This is a genomic window from Pseudoalteromonas sp. US3C1004, from assembly GCF_048401065.1.
In the GTDB taxonomy this organism is placed as follows: domain Bacteria; phylum Pseudomonadota; class Gammaproteobacteria; order Enterobacterales; family Alteromonadaceae; genus Pseudoalteromonas; species Pseudoalteromonas undina.
Window position 1 is genome coordinate 629,699 of sequence record NZ_CP183073.1, and the last position, 17,729, is coordinate 647,427.

The 17,729-nt window shown below is 39.6% G+C and carries 18 protein-coding genes; 13 read left to right on the forward strand and 5 right to left on the reverse strand.

Annotation, left to right across the window (positions count from 1 at the left end; genetic code table 11):
* The first annotated feature begins 24 nt into the window (after positions 1-24).
* Genes ACNSN3_RS02890 through ACNSN3_RS02900 form a run of 3 tightly spaced genes read left to right on the forward strand, consistent with a single transcriptional unit; the run spans position 25 to position 2,986 of the window.
* Positions 25-2,466, forward strand: a complete 2,442-nt coding sequence (locus tag ACNSN3_RS02890; RefSeq protein WP_418608536.1) for a YdbH domain-containing protein — start codon at positions 25-27, stop codon at positions 2,464-2,466.
* Positions 2,459-2,641 carry a YnbE family lipoprotein gene (locus ACNSN3_RS02895; RefSeq protein WP_008115575.1) on the forward strand — a complete coding sequence of 61 codons (183 nt, stop codon included), beginning with the start codon at positions 2,459-2,461 and terminating at the stop codon, positions 2,639-2,641. The genes ACNSN3_RS02890 and ACNSN3_RS02895 overlap by 8 nt, the downstream gene beginning before the upstream one ends.
* Positions 2,642-2,650: 9 nt before the next feature.
* Positions 2,651-2,986, forward strand: a complete 336-nt coding sequence (locus tag ACNSN3_RS02900) for a YdbL family protein (protein ID WP_008115577.1) — start codon at positions 2,651-2,653, stop codon at positions 2,984-2,986.
* Positions 2,987-3,018: 32 nt separating this feature from the next.
* Here ACNSN3_RS02900 and ACNSN3_RS02905 read toward each other — a convergent pair whose 3' ends face one another.
* Positions 3,019-3,567 carry a DUF1415 domain-containing protein gene (locus ACNSN3_RS02905; RefSeq protein ID WP_418608537.1) on the reverse strand — a complete coding sequence of 183 codons (549 nt, stop codon included), beginning with the start codon at positions 3,565-3,567 and terminating at the stop codon, positions 3,019-3,021.
* Entirely contained in the window at positions 3,564-4,844 is a 1,281-nt protein-coding gene (waaA, locus tag ACNSN3_RS02910) for a lipid IV(A) 3-deoxy-D-manno-octulosonic acid transferase (RefSeq protein ID WP_418608538.1), read from the reverse strand. Before waaA ends, ACNSN3_RS02905 begins: the two co-directional genes overlap by 4 nt.
* Positions 4,845-5,079: 235 nt before the next feature.
* Here waaA and ACNSN3_RS02915 point away from each other — a divergent pair, with 235 nt between their 5' ends.
* Both ACNSN3_RS02915 and hldE read left to right on the forward strand, forming a co-directional pair.
* Positions 5,080-5,670, forward strand: coding sequence for a D-sedoheptulose-7-phosphate isomerase (locus ACNSN3_RS02915; RefSeq protein ID WP_008115583.1), 591 nt, complete (start codon positions 5,080-5,082; stop codon positions 5,668-5,670).
* Positions 5,670-7,109: a bifunctional D-glycero-beta-D-manno-heptose-7-phosphate kinase/D-glycero-beta-D-manno-heptose 1-phosphate adenylyltransferase HldE gene (gene hldE / locus ACNSN3_RS02920; protein ID WP_010390981.1), complete on the forward strand. Its 1,440-nt coding sequence runs from the start codon at positions 5,670-5,672 to the stop codon at positions 7,107-7,109. The genes ACNSN3_RS02915 and hldE overlap by 1 nt, the downstream gene beginning before the upstream one ends.
* 63 nt (positions 7,110-7,172) lie before the next feature.
* On the opposite strand, the gene ACNSN3_RS02925 is transcribed toward hldE, so the two are convergent.
* A complete protein-coding gene (locus tag ACNSN3_RS02925; RefSeq protein WP_010390982.1) occupies positions 7,173-8,720 on the reverse strand; it encodes a capsule assembly Wzi family protein in 1,548 nt (515 codons plus the stop codon).
* 189 nt (positions 8,721-8,909) lie between these two features.
* Between ACNSN3_RS02925 and ACNSN3_RS02930 the strand changes: the two genes are divergently transcribed.
* Complete coding sequence (locus tag ACNSN3_RS02930) at positions 8,910-9,983, forward strand: glycosyltransferase family 1 protein (RefSeq protein WP_418608539.1); 1,074 nt, start codon at positions 8,910-8,912, stop codon at positions 9,981-9,983.
* Positions 9,980-11,065 carry a glycosyltransferase gene (locus tag ACNSN3_RS02935; protein ID WP_418608540.1) on the forward strand — a complete coding sequence of 362 codons (1,086 nt, stop codon included), beginning with the start codon at positions 9,980-9,982 and terminating at the stop codon, positions 11,063-11,065. The genes ACNSN3_RS02930 and ACNSN3_RS02935 overlap by 4 nt, the downstream gene beginning before the upstream one ends.
* A gap of 6 nt (positions 11,066-11,071) precedes the next feature.
* Here the strand turns inward: ACNSN3_RS02935 and ACNSN3_RS02940 are convergent, their stop codons facing one another.
* The gene (locus ACNSN3_RS02940; RefSeq protein ID WP_418608541.1) at positions 11,072-11,791 is read right to left on the reverse strand and encodes a 3-deoxy-D-manno-octulosonic acid kinase; all 720 of its coding nucleotides are present in this window, start codon (positions 11,789-11,791) and stop codon (positions 11,072-11,074) included.
* A gap of 123 nt (positions 11,792-11,914) precedes the next feature.
* Between ACNSN3_RS02940 and ACNSN3_RS02945 the strand changes: the two genes are divergently transcribed.
* The 6 genes from ACNSN3_RS02945 (at position 11,915) to glpG (ending at position 17,181) form a co-directional block, all read left to right on the forward strand.
* Complete coding sequence (locus tag ACNSN3_RS02945; protein WP_418608542.1) at positions 11,915-12,976, forward strand: glycosyltransferase family 9 protein; 1,062 nt, start codon at positions 11,915-11,917, stop codon at positions 12,974-12,976.
* Entirely contained in the window at positions 12,973-13,542 is a 570-nt protein-coding gene (gmhB, locus tag ACNSN3_RS02950) for a D-glycero-beta-D-manno-heptose 1,7-bisphosphate 7-phosphatase (protein ID WP_010390991.1), read from the forward strand. Before ACNSN3_RS02945 ends, gmhB begins: the two co-directional genes overlap by 4 nt.
* Before the next feature lie 163 nt (positions 13,543-13,705).
* Complete coding sequence (locus ACNSN3_RS02955; protein WP_418608543.1) at positions 13,706-14,902, forward strand: glycine C-acetyltransferase; 1,197 nt, start codon at positions 13,706-13,708, stop codon at positions 14,900-14,902.
* A gap of 52 nt (positions 14,903-14,954) precedes the next feature.
* On the forward strand, positions 14,955-15,980 hold the full coding sequence (tdh, locus tag ACNSN3_RS02960; protein ID WP_010390995.1) for an L-threonine 3-dehydrogenase: 1,026 nt from the start codon (positions 14,955-14,957) through the stop codon (positions 15,978-15,980).
* Between the two features lie 65 nt (positions 15,981-16,045).
* Complete coding sequence (gene glpE / locus ACNSN3_RS02965) at positions 16,046-16,363, forward strand: thiosulfate sulfurtransferase GlpE (protein ID WP_010390998.1); 318 nt, start codon at positions 16,046-16,048, stop codon at positions 16,361-16,363.
* Entirely contained in the window at positions 16,360-17,181 is an 822-nt protein-coding gene (gene glpG, locus ACNSN3_RS02970; protein WP_008115595.1) for a rhomboid family intramembrane serine protease GlpG, read from the forward strand. Before glpE ends, glpG begins: the two co-directional genes overlap by 4 nt.
* Here glpG and ACNSN3_RS02975 read toward each other — a convergent pair.
* Entirely contained in the window at positions 17,178-17,576 is a 399-nt protein-coding gene (locus tag ACNSN3_RS02975) for a flagellar basal body-associated protein FliL (RefSeq protein WP_008115596.1), read from the reverse strand. The genes glpG and ACNSN3_RS02975 overlap by 4 nt on opposite strands.
* Positions 17,577-17,729: the final 153 nt, after the last annotated feature.

Here is a 17,729-nt window from a genome sequence, read left to right on the forward strand (position 1 = left end):
GGCTCAAGGCTCAATAAGGATAGTATGATCAAACGCATCGCATGGGGAATCGTGTTTTTATTTCTGAGTGTTTTAACACTGGGTTATGTATTTCGTATGCCTATAACTCAATGGGCTATAGCGCCATCTTTGAGCCAATCTGGCGTTGAACTACATTGTTTAGATTGGTCACTAAACTCAAATATTAGCTTAGACGTAAACCGATTATGTTTGACTTACCAAGGCCATCAAATTGAGCTTGGTGGCATTGTGGCTGATACAAAAAAAATAACTGTTGGCCGCGCTAATCTTCGTTTAAATGATAGCGAGAGTGTCTCAACAAGTAATAACTCCTTCAAAAAGCTGGCACTTAGTTTACCCAAAGAGCGGCCGAAAATTGATATCAAAAGATTGTTAATTACCCACCCACAACTTCATGATGAACTGGTAGTTAGCATTGGTGAAGAGAAGCTAAATACATTTGTGATTTCAGGTGATGCAATTGCAGAAGTAACAGTTAGTAATCATAAAATTACTGGTCACTTTAAGTTAGCAGATGGATTACTAACAAAGATAAAGCCGATACCCGCGCTTTCATTAAACAGTGGGCATGAGTTCACCTTTGATGGGTTATCCGTTGATATAAAATCAAACATAGATGCTGAGTTTACACAGCAATTTAGTAAATGCCCAGTAACGCTAAAGGCTTTTGGTGATATGAATATTTACTATCACTTTAACGATAAAAAAGCCTTGTTAAATACACAGCAATTAACCAGCTTGGTAACGTTTGATAGTGATTGTTTGACGCTTATAAGCAATCAATCACAGCGTGAATTTGTAGCCAAGCAGCTGCCGTTAAAATGGCAATTGATGCTTAATGATACGGTAAAGTTTGAAAACGGACAACTTGTTATACCGTCAATGCTATTAAACACTAAAAATAGTGAAACGAAGCTGAGCCTGAAAAACCTAGCAATTAATATTCAGCAGCCGTTAGAGTATGCCAAAGGCAATATTAAGTTATTGTTTATCAGTGAAGACGTTGAGCATATAGAAATAGATGCAGCTTTAAATAACTTGGCTGTGAATGGCAACTACCAATTAAAAGTTGATGAGCTGCCTGGTTTTTTACCCGCATCAGCTAAAAAGGTAGCAAGCACTGGCCTATTTCAAATAGAGAATGTTTTACAGCGTCAGAAAAATGTGAAAATAACCAGCGAGATTGGTTTTGCTGAGCTTAGTTTTGATAAATTAACAGTAAAGGGCTACAAGGCACAGTTTACGACTGAGATTGACGATAAACAAAATATCAACGCAAGCTTGGATAGCCATTTACGCTCAGTGGCTTATGAGCAATACCAAGTGCGTGGTGTAAATAATCAATTATCAGCATCTTCAAGTTTGGCTGTTGGCGAATTATTTGTCGATTTAAACAGTGAAACTAAACTTACCCAACTTAACAGTGACTTTTTAAACCTAAGTAATATTCGCATAAGCTCTAAAGGTCTGCAAAGTCGGGCGCTTCAAGCCTCACATCATGTATTTATTGATGATATTGAGTTGGTAGCCAGTCACCACATATCTGCTGTGGAACACCCATTTGAGATAACAGTTGCAGATCAAGCTGTGACTAAATTTAACCCTGTTTTACAGCAGTTTGAACCATTAGCCACGCTGACCGATGGTAGCTTTAATGGGGTTGTTCGCGGAGATGTTAATTTACAGCAGGCTGAGTTTGCATTTCAAGTCGAACAGGTAAGTGGCTTATACAACGATTATTTAGCTAAGCATTTTAGCAGTCGCTTAACGGGTTCTTATGATTCAGGGCAGCTTAATGTGGCTCCTACTACATTTGAATTAAATGAGTTACGAGCAGGTGCTGTTGTGAGTAACATTGTCGGTAATTTTAGTGTTGAGAACTCTATTGCTCGCGCTGAAGAAATAACTGCTGATGTACTTGGTGGTCGTTTTGCTTTGGATAGCTACAAAGTGACGGAAAAAGCGCAGCAGTCTTTGGTCACATTTGAAAATATTGATGCGAGTAAACTTATTACCTTAGATGATAAATCAGGCATTACACTAACTGGTCGAGTGAATGGCCGCTTACCTGTTTACTTTGATCAACAAGGTATTTCGGTAAAATCTGGTGAATTATCTAACCAAGGAACAGGTAAACTAGTTATTACTGACAATGCAGCTTTTGATGCAGTTAAAGCTCAGCAACAAGAACTGGACCCGATTTTAAGCTTGTTGGAAGATTTAGACATTCAGAGCTTAAACAGTAGTGTTGACTTAAAGCCTGACGGTTGGCTTTATTTAGGTGTAAACTTAAAGGGATACAATAAGGAACAGGCGCAGCAAGTTAACTTTAATTACAACCATGAAGAAAATGTTTTTACACTCTTAAGAGCATTGCGCTTAAGTGATGAAATTACTCAAAAAGTTGAACAAGAGTATTCAACAAAAGGAACTAAAAATGACTAAATGGCTGATAATACTTACAGCACTGGGGTTGCTTAGTGCATGTACGCACCGCGTTGAAGTGGCAGCGAAAGAGCCTATCACCATTAATTTAAATGTGAAGGTTGATCATGAAATTCGCGTAAAAGTTGATAAAGAGCTAGATGACTTATTTAGCGATGACAGTGAGTTATTCTAAGGAGCAATTATGAGTTTATTAAAAAATAAAAAGTTAAACGTGATCACACTTTTAAGTGCCGCTTTATTGTCATTTTCTGCTTGGGCAATCAGTTTAGATGATGCTAAAAACCAAGGGCTTGTGGGTGAAGATAGCTCAGGTTATTTAGGTTTGGTTGTACAAAATGCAGAGGCTAAAGCGGTTGTTGATGAAATTAACGCAAAGCGCAAAGCACAATATTTAAAACTTGCGAAAAAGAACAACTTGTCACTTGCTCAAGTAGAAGCACTAGCGGCGGCAAAAACCATTGAAAAAACCCAAGCAGGGCATTTCGTTGAAGTTAATGGTGAGTGGGTTAAAAAATAACTCTGCGCATTATTAAAAACCAAAAACCGAGCTTATGCGCTCGGTTTTTTGCAATTTTTAAGTAGCTGCTGCCAAAAGTGAATTCCCTTACGGCGAGCTAAGTTGATATTGTGTTCAGGAATTGACTCCGGCTCGTTGTATTCATCTAGTGCCGCGCTCATACTTGCTTCACGTATTAAGTGTAAAGTAGGAAAAGGCGAGCGATTAGTATAATTTGCAGCGTCATCTTCATCACTATCAGCAAAAACATAGTCAGGATGAAAGTTTGCAATTTGGTACTTCCCCTCAAAACCTTGTGCAACTAATAGCGCATTGGCTAAGTCAACAAGGTCTAAAAAATCTTCAAAATCAGTAAAGCCATTATCAAATATTAACAAAGTTGTTTCACGCTGAGGATCACGGTCAAGCTGGGTACATTGTTCAAGCATATCCATAACAGCATTATCAATTTTTGAGGTGTTACTAATGGTGTAGTGAATGCAGTTATTTTCAACTTCTTTACGGGCAAATGGACAAAAATTGTATTTTACAATCACAGCGCTTACCCATTCACGGGTTTGAGATATAGCTAAGTTGGTCACGATTTTGGCTCTAAATAAGGAGTTATAATGGCAAGCGTTTTGGCAATAGCGCCTTGGTTTTTAGCAACGCACTGAGCTGCTTTACTGCCAAGAATATCACACGCTTTGGTGTTTTTAATCAAGCGAAGCAATGCAAGCACCAGTTCGTCAGTATTTTCAACCACATGGGCGCCTTTGAGTTTAATAAGTTCAGGGTAAACATGGTCAAAGTTGTAGGTATGAGGGCCGGTAAGTACACCCACTGAAAAAGCTGCCGACTCTAATGGGTTATGGCCACCACGACGAATTAAACTGCCACCAATAAAACTAATATTAGCGGCACCATATAGATATTGTAATTCACCTAATGTGTCGGCTAACACAATTTGTTCATTATTATAATTTTTTTGACTGCGACGACTAAAGCTAAGATTCGAGTGAGTCAGTAGCTCTGCAACTTTATTAAATTGTTCGGGGTGACGTGGCGCAATGATCAGTAAAGCGTCAGGATGTGTTTCTAGTAGTTGCTGGTGGGCTGCTAAAATAAACTCATGCTCTATAGGGTGTGTAGAACCTGCGACCCATATAAAGCGTTCTGCTTTTTTATAATATTGCTTTAAAGAGGCTACTTTATCGAGTTGTGCAGTGGTTGGGGTAATATCAAATTTTATTGATCCCGTTACATGGCTTTTTTCAGCAGGTAGCCCTAATTCAATAAAGCGATTTGCATCAGCTTTGTCATGACTTGCAAGTGCGGTAATTGATTGCATGATACTGCGAGTTAGCTGGGCCACTTTTTCGTAGCCTTGCTGAGACTTTTCAGATAGACGTGCGTTAACAACCAATACGGGTATATTTTGTTTGTACGCATTAGCCATTAAGTTCGGCCATAGTTCAGTTTCTAAAATACAGAGTAATTGCGGTTTTACTCGTTTTAAAAAGCGAGTGGTGGCCATAGGAAAATCAATGGGTAAATAACTAACAGCAACGCTTTTTTTAAATTGTGCGCTAACTTGCTCTCGTCCTGTTGGGGTATTGCAGGTAATTAAAATATTTAACTGCGGTTGTTCATGTTGTAGGGCTTTAATTAAAGGGGTTGCAGCTAACACCTCGCCAACAGAAGCACAATGAAATACAACTGGTTTGTTGTTTGAAAATAAAGCGCGGCTTATGAAGCCAAAACGTTCCTTAAAGTGAGCGCGATATCCTGCGTTTTTTTTACCTCTTAGTACATATAAGTAAAATACAATCAGTGGGCTAATAATAATTAATGCGAGTGAATAAAAAATGCGTGCCATACTGTTGCTTTGTATAAATGAAAGTGGCGCTAGTTTAGCGTGAAATCGTTTTTTTCTAAATACACAAATATAAAATAGCAACTTGAAAAAGGTAACAACGATAAAAACCTTCTTTATCTGAATAATAACTTTCTACCCGTACTTTAATTTAGTTATATAGAGGTGATTTGGCTATAAAATTATGGAATAATGAAATTAATTTTTCCTGCCATTTCAGTTCCAAGAGGAATATCTCATGTCAATTATAGATTCAGTGGCAACTAGCTACCTAGAAAGTTTAAATCGTCACCAAGTATTGTTCGAAACCATGGAGGCGTATCATCAAGAGGTAATGCAGTTGTTAGAAGCATGTCATAGTGCTTTACAGGCTGGTGGTAAGGTTGTTTGGTTTGGTAATGGCGGCAGTGCGGCTGATGCTCAGCATTTGGCTGCAGAGTTTGTGGTACGTTATAAGTTAGAGCGAGGACCGTTAGCGTCTATTGCTCTAACCACAGACACCTCTATTTTAACAGCGCACAGTAATGACTATCATTTTGACACAGTATTTGAACGCCAAGTTCAGGCGCTATGTAAACCTGAAGATATCGTAATTGGCTTAACTACATCGGGCACCAGTAATAATATTAATTTAGCGTTAGAAGCCGCTAATAAAATAGGAGCATTCACTGTTGCATTTACAGGTCGCGATGGAGGTAAAGTAAAAGACATCGCCAAGTTACCTATTATTATTAAAAATGATGAAACAGCCCGTATTCAAGAGGCGCACATGTTTATTGGCCATTGGCTGTGTGAAGCCATGGATATGGTTGTTGCGGAGCAGCAGTAATGGATTTATCGCTATTAAAAAACTTATCAGCAGCGCGTATTTTAGTGGTTGGTGACGTTATGCTCGACCGCTACTGGTATGGTGATTCTGGCCGCATTTCGCCGGAGGCACCAGTACCCGTTGTAAAAGTCAGTAAATTTGAAGACAAAGCCGGTGGTGCCGCCAATGTGGCTAAAAATATAGCCCGACTAGATGGCAAAGTGGGTTTACTTGGCCTAATTGGCGAGGATGAAAGCGGACAAATTTTAGAAAACATTCTAGAGGGTGAAAAAATAAATTCACAGCTTGTGAGTGTATGCGATTTGCCGACTATTTCTAAAATGCGGGTGATCAGTCGTCATCAACAAGTTGTGCGTTTAGATTTAGAAGAGGCTTTTAATGAGTCTCATAGCCAGTTGTTATTAAATCGATTAGAGCTGGTGCTGAGTGATTACGACTTTATTGTATTTTCTGATTACAACAAGGGCTCACTCGCGCTAATCCAAAAAATGATTTCGGTTGCTAAAGATGCAGGTAAAACCGTGCTTGTTGACCCTAAATCATCTGATTTAGAGTTGTACCGTGGAGCTGATTACATAACCCCTAATTTAAATGAGTTTAAATTAGCGGGTGGTCAGGTTGGTTCAGAAGAGTTGCTTGCTAGCAGCGCGCGTACCCTGATTAGTGATGCGGGTATTAACGCCATGCTACTAACACGCTCAGAACAAGGTATGTCGCTAATTGATGCAACGCAAAAGCATGACTTTGCAGCGCAACAACTCGAAGTAAGTGATGTAACCGGTGCGGGCGATACTGTTATTGCTACATTAGCTGTAATGCTAGGTGCGGGTATGACCGCCAAAGATGCAGTCGAAATTGCAAACTTAGCTGCCGGTATTGCAGTAAGTAAATTGGGAGCGGCTACGGTTTCTCCTGAAGAGTTGAGCCGCAAGTTAGGCCAATACTTACAAGCCACTGGCGAGCATTATCAAACCCCATTTGATGATGTATTACAACATATTGAATTTGCAAAGCAAAATGGAGAAACCATTGTATTTACTAATGGTTGTTTTGATATTTTGCATGCAGGCCATGTGCGCTATTTAGCGCAAGCTAAAGCGCGTGGTGATAGATTAGTGGTTGGTTTAAATAACGATGAATCCATTGCCCGTTTAAAAGGCCCTGAGCGCCCAATTAACCCATTAGATGAGCGTGCTATGGTTTTAAGTGCATTAGCCTCAGTTGATTGGGTTATTCCGTTTGGCAGTGAGGCTGAAAATGACACACCAGCAAAGCTAATTGAGCAAATTAGCCCAGATATTCTTGTTAAAGGTGGTGATTACACTGTTGAGCAAATTGCCGGTGCTGAGCACGTGTTGCGTCATGGCGGAAAAGTAGAAGTGCTTGAGTTTTTAGATGGTTGCTCTACATCAAAAGTGATTAGCAAAATTAAAAGCTAGCTAGTTAGTGAAATAAAAAAGGGGATAAACTTTGGTTTATCCCCTTTTTTAATGCTTGCAAAACTAAAAGTTATATTCGAACTTTGCAAATGCAGACGTATCGTTTTCTGCTCCATCGTTATTAGAGGCAAGTCCGCCAAGGGTTAAGCGCCCCCCCATGGCAAGCATTCTGTAACGTACTTCAAGCTGTTTAGAGCTAAATGCTGTTTTGGTAATCGAGTTACCTAAGTCTGGGTTATTTGGGTATCTATCACGGTTGTCGCTGTTGTAGTCTACATCACGTAATTTTACTTGCCAGTCAGTTCCGCTTGAGAGTTGCCCAAGTACGGTTAACACTAGCGATTGCGCATCATTATCATAGGTAGAGCCGATAGGGCGACCATGGTAACGATACCCTGATTGGTAATCAGTGTGCTCATAATAGCAGTTTTCGGTCGTTGACCCCGCAGAGCAAGACACACCTGTATCAATATATTCTAAGTTGACTAGTAAATTCTGCTCGTAAACACGATGTGTTGTTTGTAAGCCAAATAAGTACGCTCTATCAGCTGGTTTAAACTGTGAGCTCGCATCTTCACCAATCGTGCTGGCATAAACGGCATAAGGTTGGTTAAATAATGTGTCTGACCAACGAATATCAATACCTGCTAATTGATTACCTATTTTTGATTCTAACTGGCTATCACAATTAGTAGTGCCATCAACACATTTTGTATCACCGGTAATCATATCAATAAAGTCACCAGCCGAGCTTGGTTGTCCCTTACCAGCCCATTGTGCTGACCAGCTCAGTGCTATTTCTAATTGTTGAACGGGGCGAAAGTTAACCCGAGTGCTCCACAATAACGCATCAGGAATAACGCGGGTTGATTCCAGCTTAGCCATTTGTGCAGTAAACCCCCACTGACCTATCCAACTTAACCAAGGTGTTTCAAAGGCACTACTTTGTTCACGAGAAATACTAATGGCAGGTAAAGGTTTTGCATTACCAGACATAATTAAGCTGTTATCAACACCCGGCCCCCAAAATTGCTCAACGGCACCCGCTCTTACAATCCAATTACCCATACGATACGCTAAATAGCTGTCATCTAGAGAGGTATCATTGCAGTCTTTTAGTGCTTGCTCGTTTTGAGCTATATCATCAGTTGTTTTACCGTCGACTAAGCAGTTTTTGCCATCACTACGATGATTAATCGCTATTTTAGCTGCAAAGTTATGTCCTAAATAAGCGTAGGCAGCAGTTAACTCTGATTCTTGGCTATTGGTGGCACCAAAGCTAGTGGCTACAAGAGGATCTGAGCTGGCAAATGCCGAAAGCTGTACACTATGCGAACCGCTATTTTCTGACTTATAACGATGTTTTACACGTAATAACGCATCCTGCAGGCGAGGAGATAACTGTTCTAACGAAGTATTGTTTACATCATTAATAAAGCTTTTCCACATTAATGGGTACGTTGTTACTGGCGCTAAAATTATACCTGCATCGGCAAGCTGTTGTATATCTGCTCTAAGAGCATAATCATCAGGCTTTACCCAAGGTTCAGCATTTACGGTTGTAGTTACGGCACAAAAAAGCGAAGAAAGTATAAAAAATTTGTTTCGCAAAGCTCAGATCCTTATGATTGAAATTGCTAACAAGTTTAGCAATCTACGTCCTTTATTGCAGTAATTAAATCAACTCATTAAAGAGATATTAGAAAAAAATATTACTATATATTAGATTAAAACACCGCGGCTCTATCGCTAAAAAGATGGCGTTGATATACTCGCAGCAAAGAAAAAATAGAGATAGTAATGAGCAACAAACGACTTTTATTTATTCCCGTGTCATCGCCAGAAGGTATTGGTGAATATATGCGCTCGTTACAGCTAGCTCAAACCTTAAAGGCTGAGTATGGCAAGCAGTTAGATATTCATTTTATTTTAAATAAACATACGGCTTATGCTAAAAACTGCCCATTCCCTACCTTATTGTTAAATCAATCGGCAACAAAAGAAAATACGCACGTATGTCAGTTTATTAAGCAATACAAACCAGATGCGGTGCTATTTGATTGTGCAGGACGCGCTGAGCAAATGAAAGCTGCAAAAAAAGTGGGTGCTAAAGTTGTTTTTATTTCACAGCATGCAAAAAAGCGAGCAAAAGGTTTAAAGCTTAATAGAGCGGGCCTTATTGATACTCATTGGGTGGTTCAGCCTGATTACTGTATTGAACCTCTTTCGTGGTATGAAAAGCTAAAATTGAGCATGTTGTCTCTGGCCTATCCTGCTAATGTCGGGCCATTTACAGTGTTTGCATCAGCGCAACAAAAATCCGATGCACTAACCCGTTATCAATTGAAAGAGAAAGAGTTCTTTATTGTTAACGCAGGCTCTGGTGGGCACACCCTTAATGGCCAAAACTGTGCTGATATCTACTATAAAGCAGGACTGAATATTGCGAAAGAAACAGGTTTAAAAGGGGTTGTGGTGTTTGGTCCTAATTACACTAAGTCGTTACCTAAAAGCGATGAGTTAATTTGTTTGCCAAGCCAAGAGGGGACTGAATTTTTAGCCTTACTAAGTCAGGCTAAGGTGGCATTATTAAGCGCGGGCGATACTTTACTTCAAGCCATTGCTTTACAAACGCCAACGATAGCATGTGCTATTTCAAAAGATCAAAATGAGCGAGTTGTTCGTTGTGCGAGTACCGGTGTTGTTAAAGAGGCTGAGCTTGATATTTTAGATATTACCCAAAAAATAAAAGAGCTACTTTTTGAGCCAAATTATAATAATACAGTTAGCCAATACGAGTCGCTAGAAAATGTGCATAGCTTTGATGTTATAACCAAAGGAGTACAAGCGTTGTTAATAGGAAGTAAGCTATGAATATTGTTATTGTAATTGACTCCCTCGTTGGTGGTGGCGCTGAAAAAGTAATGCTTACTTTGGCGCAGGAAATGGTATCAAAAGCCCACAATGTGACTATTTTGTCATTGGCGCAAAATATTGAATATGACATTCCAAACACCTTATCTGTTGAAAGTTTATTTTCAGGTCGAGCCACAAAAGTTGATCGATTTTGGCAGATAAAAAAGAATGTTAAAGTATTAGAAGCATGGTTTGAGCAAAAGCTACTTCAACTTGGTTCTATTGATTTAGTACTTTCTAATTTAGATCGTAGTAATAACTTATTAGCAAAAAGTAAAATAGAAAATATCCATTTTGTTGTTCATAACTCAGTTAATGCAGAGCTCGCTAGGCAAAAAAAACTAGGTCCGCTTTCATATTTATATCTTAAAAAAAGCAAACAAAACTTAAATGGTAAATCATTGATTTGTGTTTCTAAAGGGGTTGAAGAAGAAATAAAGCAAGGCAACTTAATTAGTCCAAGTGCTATAACAACTATTTATAACCCCTTTAATTTTAAAGAAATTAATGAGCAAGCTAATGAATCAAATATTAATATACCAGATACACCTTACTTGATTCATGTGGGACGTTTTGCTAAACAAAAACGTCACGATGTTCTGTTTGACACATTTGCCAAATTAGATAAAAAATATAAATTGGTATTGTTGTGTAATAAAAAAGAGAAAGCGTTTAAGTTAGCCAAACAATACGGAATTGAAAATCAACTTATTGTACCTGGATTTGAACAAAATCCTTATAATTGGATTAAGCAGGCTAAGGCTTTATTGTTAAGCTCAGACTTTGAAGGATTTGGTAATGTGTTAGTCGAGGCTTTGGCTGTAGGAACACCAGTTGTCAGTACTGAGTGTCCTCATGGTCCAAGTGAAATACTTACAGGTGAGTTAAGCAAATATTTAGTACCAATTGGTCAAAGCGAAGAGCTTGTGCTGGCAGTTAAGCAAGTGCTCGCAGATAACCCAAATGTAGGCAAAGCAGCTATTTTAGAAAAAGTGTGTGCCGATAGGGTATCAGAGCAATACTTAGCATTAGCAAACTAGTTTTTATTAGGTTAACCCGTCACGATAGTGTTTATCTAAATGCTGCCAATCGTTTTGCTGCCAATGAAAGTGGCTATTGCGGCTTTGCTCTTTTAAAAAGGAGCGCTGTAAGCGAGACATGTTGCTTTGTTGCCATTTTTTATGGGGAACTTTTATTTCGCCACGGTCAAAGTCGATAATGTAAACATCACCAGAGTCATCAAATAAAATATTATTAATATTTAAATCAGCGTGATAAACCCCTTTACTATGAAATTGGGCAATAGTTTGTGCTATTTTTTTTATCTCAGCTTCACTCAATGTGCGTTCAATCAGTATATCTAATATACTTTTAGCGCCGCTAACCGCTTCAGTAATAATATCACCTCGGTAAATGAAGCCATAGCGGCTCACTTTAGCTGCAATAGGCTTTGGTACATTTAAGCCTAACTCTATTAATCGTGTCATTAAACTAAACTCTTGATAAACGCGGGTATGCTCAAGTCCGCAGTATAAATATTGATCGCTGAGTAGTTTTCCTATTAGGCCGCCACGCCAATAATGGCGCAACACAGCTGTTAAATTTGCATGTTTAAAAAACCATGCGGTTGCTCGTCCTTTTTTAGCGCCGACAATTTTTTGCTGTTGTTGCCAGAAGTTGGGCTCAAACCAATCTAACTCTATTTCGGTGCTATATTGAGGATGGCTTAAAATGACATGGTTATTTTTGACGTGTTGATTAAACATAGCTCATAGGATTCGCTTAAATATGTGCACATATTAACGTGTTTTCAGGCTAAGGATAAGTACTTGCAATGACGCGATTATAATTTAAGATCGGGTTTTATTATTTTACCTCCAAGGAAACGTGTGACTTCAGCGCCTACTTACACATCTATTTGTATTTTACGTCTTTCTGCCATTGGTGATGTATGCCATGCAGTGAGTGCAGTACAAGCAATTCAAAAAGCGCATCCAAATGCTAAAATTACATGGGTGATAGGGAAAGTCGAGGCGATGCTGTTAGCAGATTTGCCTGGCGTTGAGCTTGTTGTATTTGATAAAAAACAAGGTAAAGCGGCACTGAAACAGTTAAAGCAAACCTTCAAAGGGCAGTGTTTTGACGTACTGCTTAATATGCAAGTGGCTTTAAGAGCTGGTTTTGTCGCTCGCTGTATTCCTGCCAAAGTTAAAATTGGTTTTGACTGGGCTCGCTCAAAAGAGCTGCATAGTTTATTTATTAATAAACGCATTAAAGCCCAATCTCAGGCACATGTTTTAGAGGGTTTTAAAGGCTTTGCTCAAGCGATTGGGGTTGATGATTATGTCCCTGTTTGGAATATGCCCTACACCGAAAAAGATCAAGCTAAAGCTGATGAGCTGTTAGGTGACGATTATTTATCACATAAGCTATTCGTTATTTCGCCAGCAGCAAGTAAAGCACAGCGTAACTGGTTAGCCGAACGCTATGCCGTGCTTGCTGATTATGCCAATGCGCAAGGTTTTAAAGTGGTGCTAACCGGTGGGCCTACTGAACTTGAAATTAATTTAGCAAATAACATCATTAAACACTCTGATTCACCTATTCTGAACTTGGTGGGTAAAACAAAACTCAAAGAATTATTGTGCGTACTTAAGCGTGCAGACTTAGTACTTGCGCCCGATACAGGCCCAGCTCATATGGCGGTGACTGTGGGCACACCGGTTATTGGCTTATATGCGCATTCAAACCCAGCGCGAACGGGGCCTTATTTATACCAAGATTACGTGGTTGAGGTTTATCACCAAAACTTATTAAAGCACACAGGTAAAACCGCCGAGCAATTACCTTGGGGTACTCGGGTTAAGGGCGATGATTTAATGAGTCAAATAACTACGGATACAGTAAAAGAAATGTTTGACCATGTTGTTAAAAAAGAGTCGTTATTATGAATGGTAAACACACAAATAAGGCGCTTTTTTTAGACCGTGATGGTGTAGTAAATGTTGATCATGGCTATGTATTTAAAAGCGAAGAGTTTGAATTTATAGAGGGTGTGTTTTCAACGTGTAAAGCATTCTATGACGCGGGCTATAAAATAATTGTTGTAACGAACCAATCAGGTATTGGTCGAGGTTATTACTCAGAAGCCGATTTTTTTGCTCTTAACATATGGATGAAAGCGCAGTTTAGTCATCATCAAATTGAAATTACTGATGTTTATTTTTGTCCTCATCACCCTAAAAATGCATTGCCAGCGTATTTAACAGATTGCGATTGCAGAAAACCAGCGCCTGGTATGTTGCTGCAAGGAATAAAAGATCATCATATCGACCCTGCACTTAGTGTGATGGTGGGAGACAAACGAGGTGATATGCAAGCTGCTATGAGCGCTAATATCCGTACTAAAATACTGGTACGTTCGGGGCAAGCAGTTGATGAGCAAGCCGTAAAGTCTGCTGACTATGTTTGTGACTCAATCAAGGAACTTCCTGTTCTGCTTGCTGATCTGCTTTAGTGCATACCTCACGCCTGTAAACTGGCAGCTTTTCCTGCCAGTTAGCTAATTTGCGACGAATGACAAACAGTGCAATTTCACGCTTAAACTTTTACAATACCCGCATTATAAATAGCAGCAACACGTCTGCTGTTTAACCCGTTCAACCAAATGGAGATCACAGATGAGAGCATCTGCTTTTTTTAGCCAATTACAACAGCAAATCGAAGACGTCAAAGCTGAAGGTTTGTACAAAAATGAACGTGTTATCACTTCACAGCAGCAAGCTCAAATTGAAGTGGCATCAGGTGATAAGGTTATTAACTTTTGTGCTAACAACTATTTAGGTTTAGCTAACAGCCCAGAGCTAATTGCAGCTGCCCAACAAGGCTTAGATGACCATGGCTTTGGTGTTGCCTCAGTGCGTTTTATTTGTGGTACCCAAGATATTCATAAAACGCTTGAGAAAAAAATCAGTCAATTTTTAGAAACTGAAGACACCATTTTGTACTCATCATGCTTTGATGCGAATACAGGCTTGTTTGAAACTATTTTAGGTGCAGACGATGCGATTATTTCTGATTCATTAAACCATGCATCTATTATTGATGGCGTGCGTTTATGTAAAGCAAAACGTTTCCGTTATGCAAATAACGATATGGCTGATTTAGAAAAGCAATTAATTGCAGCCGATGAAGCCGGTGCTAAAACTAAACTAATTGCTACTGATGGCGTGTTCTCAATGGATGGCGTCATTTGTAATTTAGAAGCAGTGTGTGATTTAGCCGACAAATATGACGCGCTTGTTATGGTTGATGACTCACATGCCGTTGGTTTTGTTGGCGAAAATGGTAAAGGTACACCTGAGTACTGTAATGTACTCGAGCGTGTCGATATTATTACCGGTACCTTAGGCAAAGCGCTTGGTGGAGCTTCTGGTGGTTATACTTCAGGTAAAAAAGAAATTGTTGAGTGGCTTCGTCAGCGTTCACGTCCATACTTATTCTCAAATTCATTAGCGCCTTCAATCGTAACGGCGTCAATCAAAGTGTTAGAAATGCTTGAAAATGGCGGTGAGCTTCGCGCTAAGCTATGGTCAAACGCTAAATACTTCCGCGAGCAAATGGAAACGGCAGGTTTTACCTGTGCAGGTAAAGATCATGCGATTATTCCAGTGATGCTAGGGGATGCAAAAGTGGCGTCACTTATGGCTGATAAACTATTGGCTGAAGGGATTTATGTAACTGGCTTTTCATTCCCTGTTGTACCAAAAGGTCAGGCGCGTATTCGTACCCAAATTTCTGCAGCGCACAGCAAGGAGCAGCTTGATACAGCCATTGCAGCATTTACCCGTATTGGTAAAGAGATTGGTGTTATTTAATTTTCTTGTTAAATCGCGGCTAAAGTCGCGATTTTTTAATTGAGTGTGGATTATGAAAGCATTATCAAAGTTAAAAGCAGAGCCAGGCATTTGGATGACAGATGCGCCAAAGCCTGAAGTAGGTCATAACGATCTGTTAATTAAGATTCGTAAAACAGCCATTTGTGGTACCGATGTTCATATTTATAAGTGGGATGAGTGGGCACAAAACACTATTCCTACACCTATGGTGGTTGGCCACGAGTATGTGGGTGAAGTAATTGACATGGGCCAAGAAGTTCGCGGTTTCGAAGTTGGCGACCGTGTATCTGGTGAAGGTCATATAACCTGTGGTCATTGTCGTAACTGCCGTGCTGGACGTGTTCATTTATGCCGTAATACAACCGGTGTAGGTGTTAACCGCGAAGGTGCATTTGCTGAGTACCTAGTGATCCCAGCATTTAATGCGTTTAAAATCCCAGATAACATTAGCGATGAACTGGCCTCTATTTTTGACCCGTTTGGTAATGCTGTACATACTGCATTATCGTTTGACTTAGTGGGTGAGGATGTATTAATCACTGGTGCAGGCCCTATTGGTATTATGGCCGCGGCTGTAGCCAAACATGTGGGTGCACGCCATGTGGTTATTACTGACGTAAATGAATACCGCCTAGACTTAGCACGTAAAATGGGCGCAACGCGTGCTGTAAACGTTGCGAATGAAAAGCTTGAAGATGTAGCTAAAGAGCTAGGTATGACCGAAGGCTTTGACATTGGCTTAGAGATGTCAGGTGTTCCGAGTGCATTTAATGCCATGCTAAATAACATGAATCATGGCGGCAAAATTGCCATGTTAGGTATTCCACCTTCAGATATGGCGGTCGATTGGAATCAAGTTATTTTTAAAGGCTTAGTGATCAAAGGTATTTATGGTCGTGAGATGTTTGAAACTTGGTACAAAATGGCCAGCTTGATTCAATCAGGACTTGATTTAAAACCAATTATTACTCATCAGTATTCAATTGATGACTTCCAAGCTGGCTTTGATATGATGATTTCAGGCCAATCGGGTAAAGTAATTCTTAACTGGGATTAATAATCCCCTGTTAAGAGAATTAAAGGCGGCATTTGTCGCCTTTTTTGTAATTATAAGAGAGCACTATGGCATTTAAACATATATCAATCGCACAAACCCTCGAACTACTAGACAAAGAAGATGTGGTGATTGCCGATATTCGCGATCCTAATTCGTATCAGACAGGGCACATTCCTGGCTCTGAAGCGCTTTCAAATGCAAATATCGCCCAATTTATGATGGAAAAAGAGTTTGACCAGCCGATTATTATTGTTTGTTATCACGGCATGAGTTCACAAGGTGCTGCCAGCTACTTAGTAGAGCAAGGCTTTGAAGATGTTTACAGTATGGATGGTGGTTTTACTGCGTGGGAAGCCGCTTACAAGGATAAAGTAGCACGATGATAGAGCTTGGTAGCCTAACTAATCCCCGCGCTGCACAGGGCTTTATAGATTACCTAAAAAGCCAAGGGCTTACAGGGCAAATTCGTACTGAGGATGGCCATACGCTTGTTATTAGTGTGGCACCTGAAGACTTTCATGCAGTGCAGCCTTTATGGAACGAATTTGCTAAAAACCCTAATCATGAGCGTTACCAACAAGCATCATGGCAAGTAGGTACTACGCAGTCACCGTTAAAGTATCAAGGGCAGTCACTTAATTTAGTCGCTCGTTTTAAAGCCTTAAGCTGGCTTAATCAAGGTGTTAGTATTCTCAGCATTATTGTTTATGTTGCCTTTTTATTTGGTGCGTTTGAGCCTATTTATATGGCGTTGCAGTTCAATCCTGCGTCACCACTTACCTGGTTAACACCTGCTATTGTGCATTTTAGCGCTATGCATATTGTGTTTAACTTAATCTGGTGGGTATCGCTGGGTGATAACATTGAAAAGCAATGCGGTAAGTCGAGTTTAATCGGGCTGTTTTTAGTTACCGCTTTAATAAGTAATTGGGCACAGTACTTAATGGTCGGTCCTAACTTTGGTGGGCTTAGCGGTGTTGTATATGGGTTGTTAGGCTTTTGTTGGATTTACAGCGCGCTTAACCCTAAACAGCCTGCACTGGTTACAACCGCGATTGTTGGTTTTATGCTGGTATGGTTAGTACTTGGTTTTGCAGATGTATTATTTGTTGGAATGGCTAATTGGGCACACTTAGGTGGGCTTATTAGCGGTATGGCTTTTGCCTATACCGCTCAGCTTTTTAAAACAAAAAGCGGCTAATGATATAAATATTTAGTAAATAACAGGTCTCGGATTATTTCTTGGCCTGTTTCTTCCTTAAGTAAGCTTTTTAGTTTTTCTGCGCTTTTAAGGCGAATTTGCTCACGCCCTGTTAAAGACTTTATTTTGTTTTCAGGCTCTTTTGATAATATCTCTACTAGCGCATCACGTAATAGAGGGGTGTGGTGTTCTACAATGGCAATATCGGATGTTTTATTTAACATTAAATCTACCGTGACACGAACGTAACCCATTTTTTTACTCGATGGACCAATGTAATTGGTAATAATGTCTGGCTCAAACCCAAAATAACCCACAGTAGACTCAGCACGTGCTGATAAGCTAGTTAGGCTGACTAAAAGAATAAAAAGGCCTGTAAATACTGTTTTTTTCATTTCAAAAGCGTTTCCGTAAACTGGTTACAAATAGTTTATACTTATTAGTAAATAAGATACAGCAAGATGCTGTTATTTGTTGTGTTTGTAAAAGTACTCTGGATTCAAGTTTGGGATAGGCAATAGCGAGAGTCAAATGCAGATTAGCTTTTT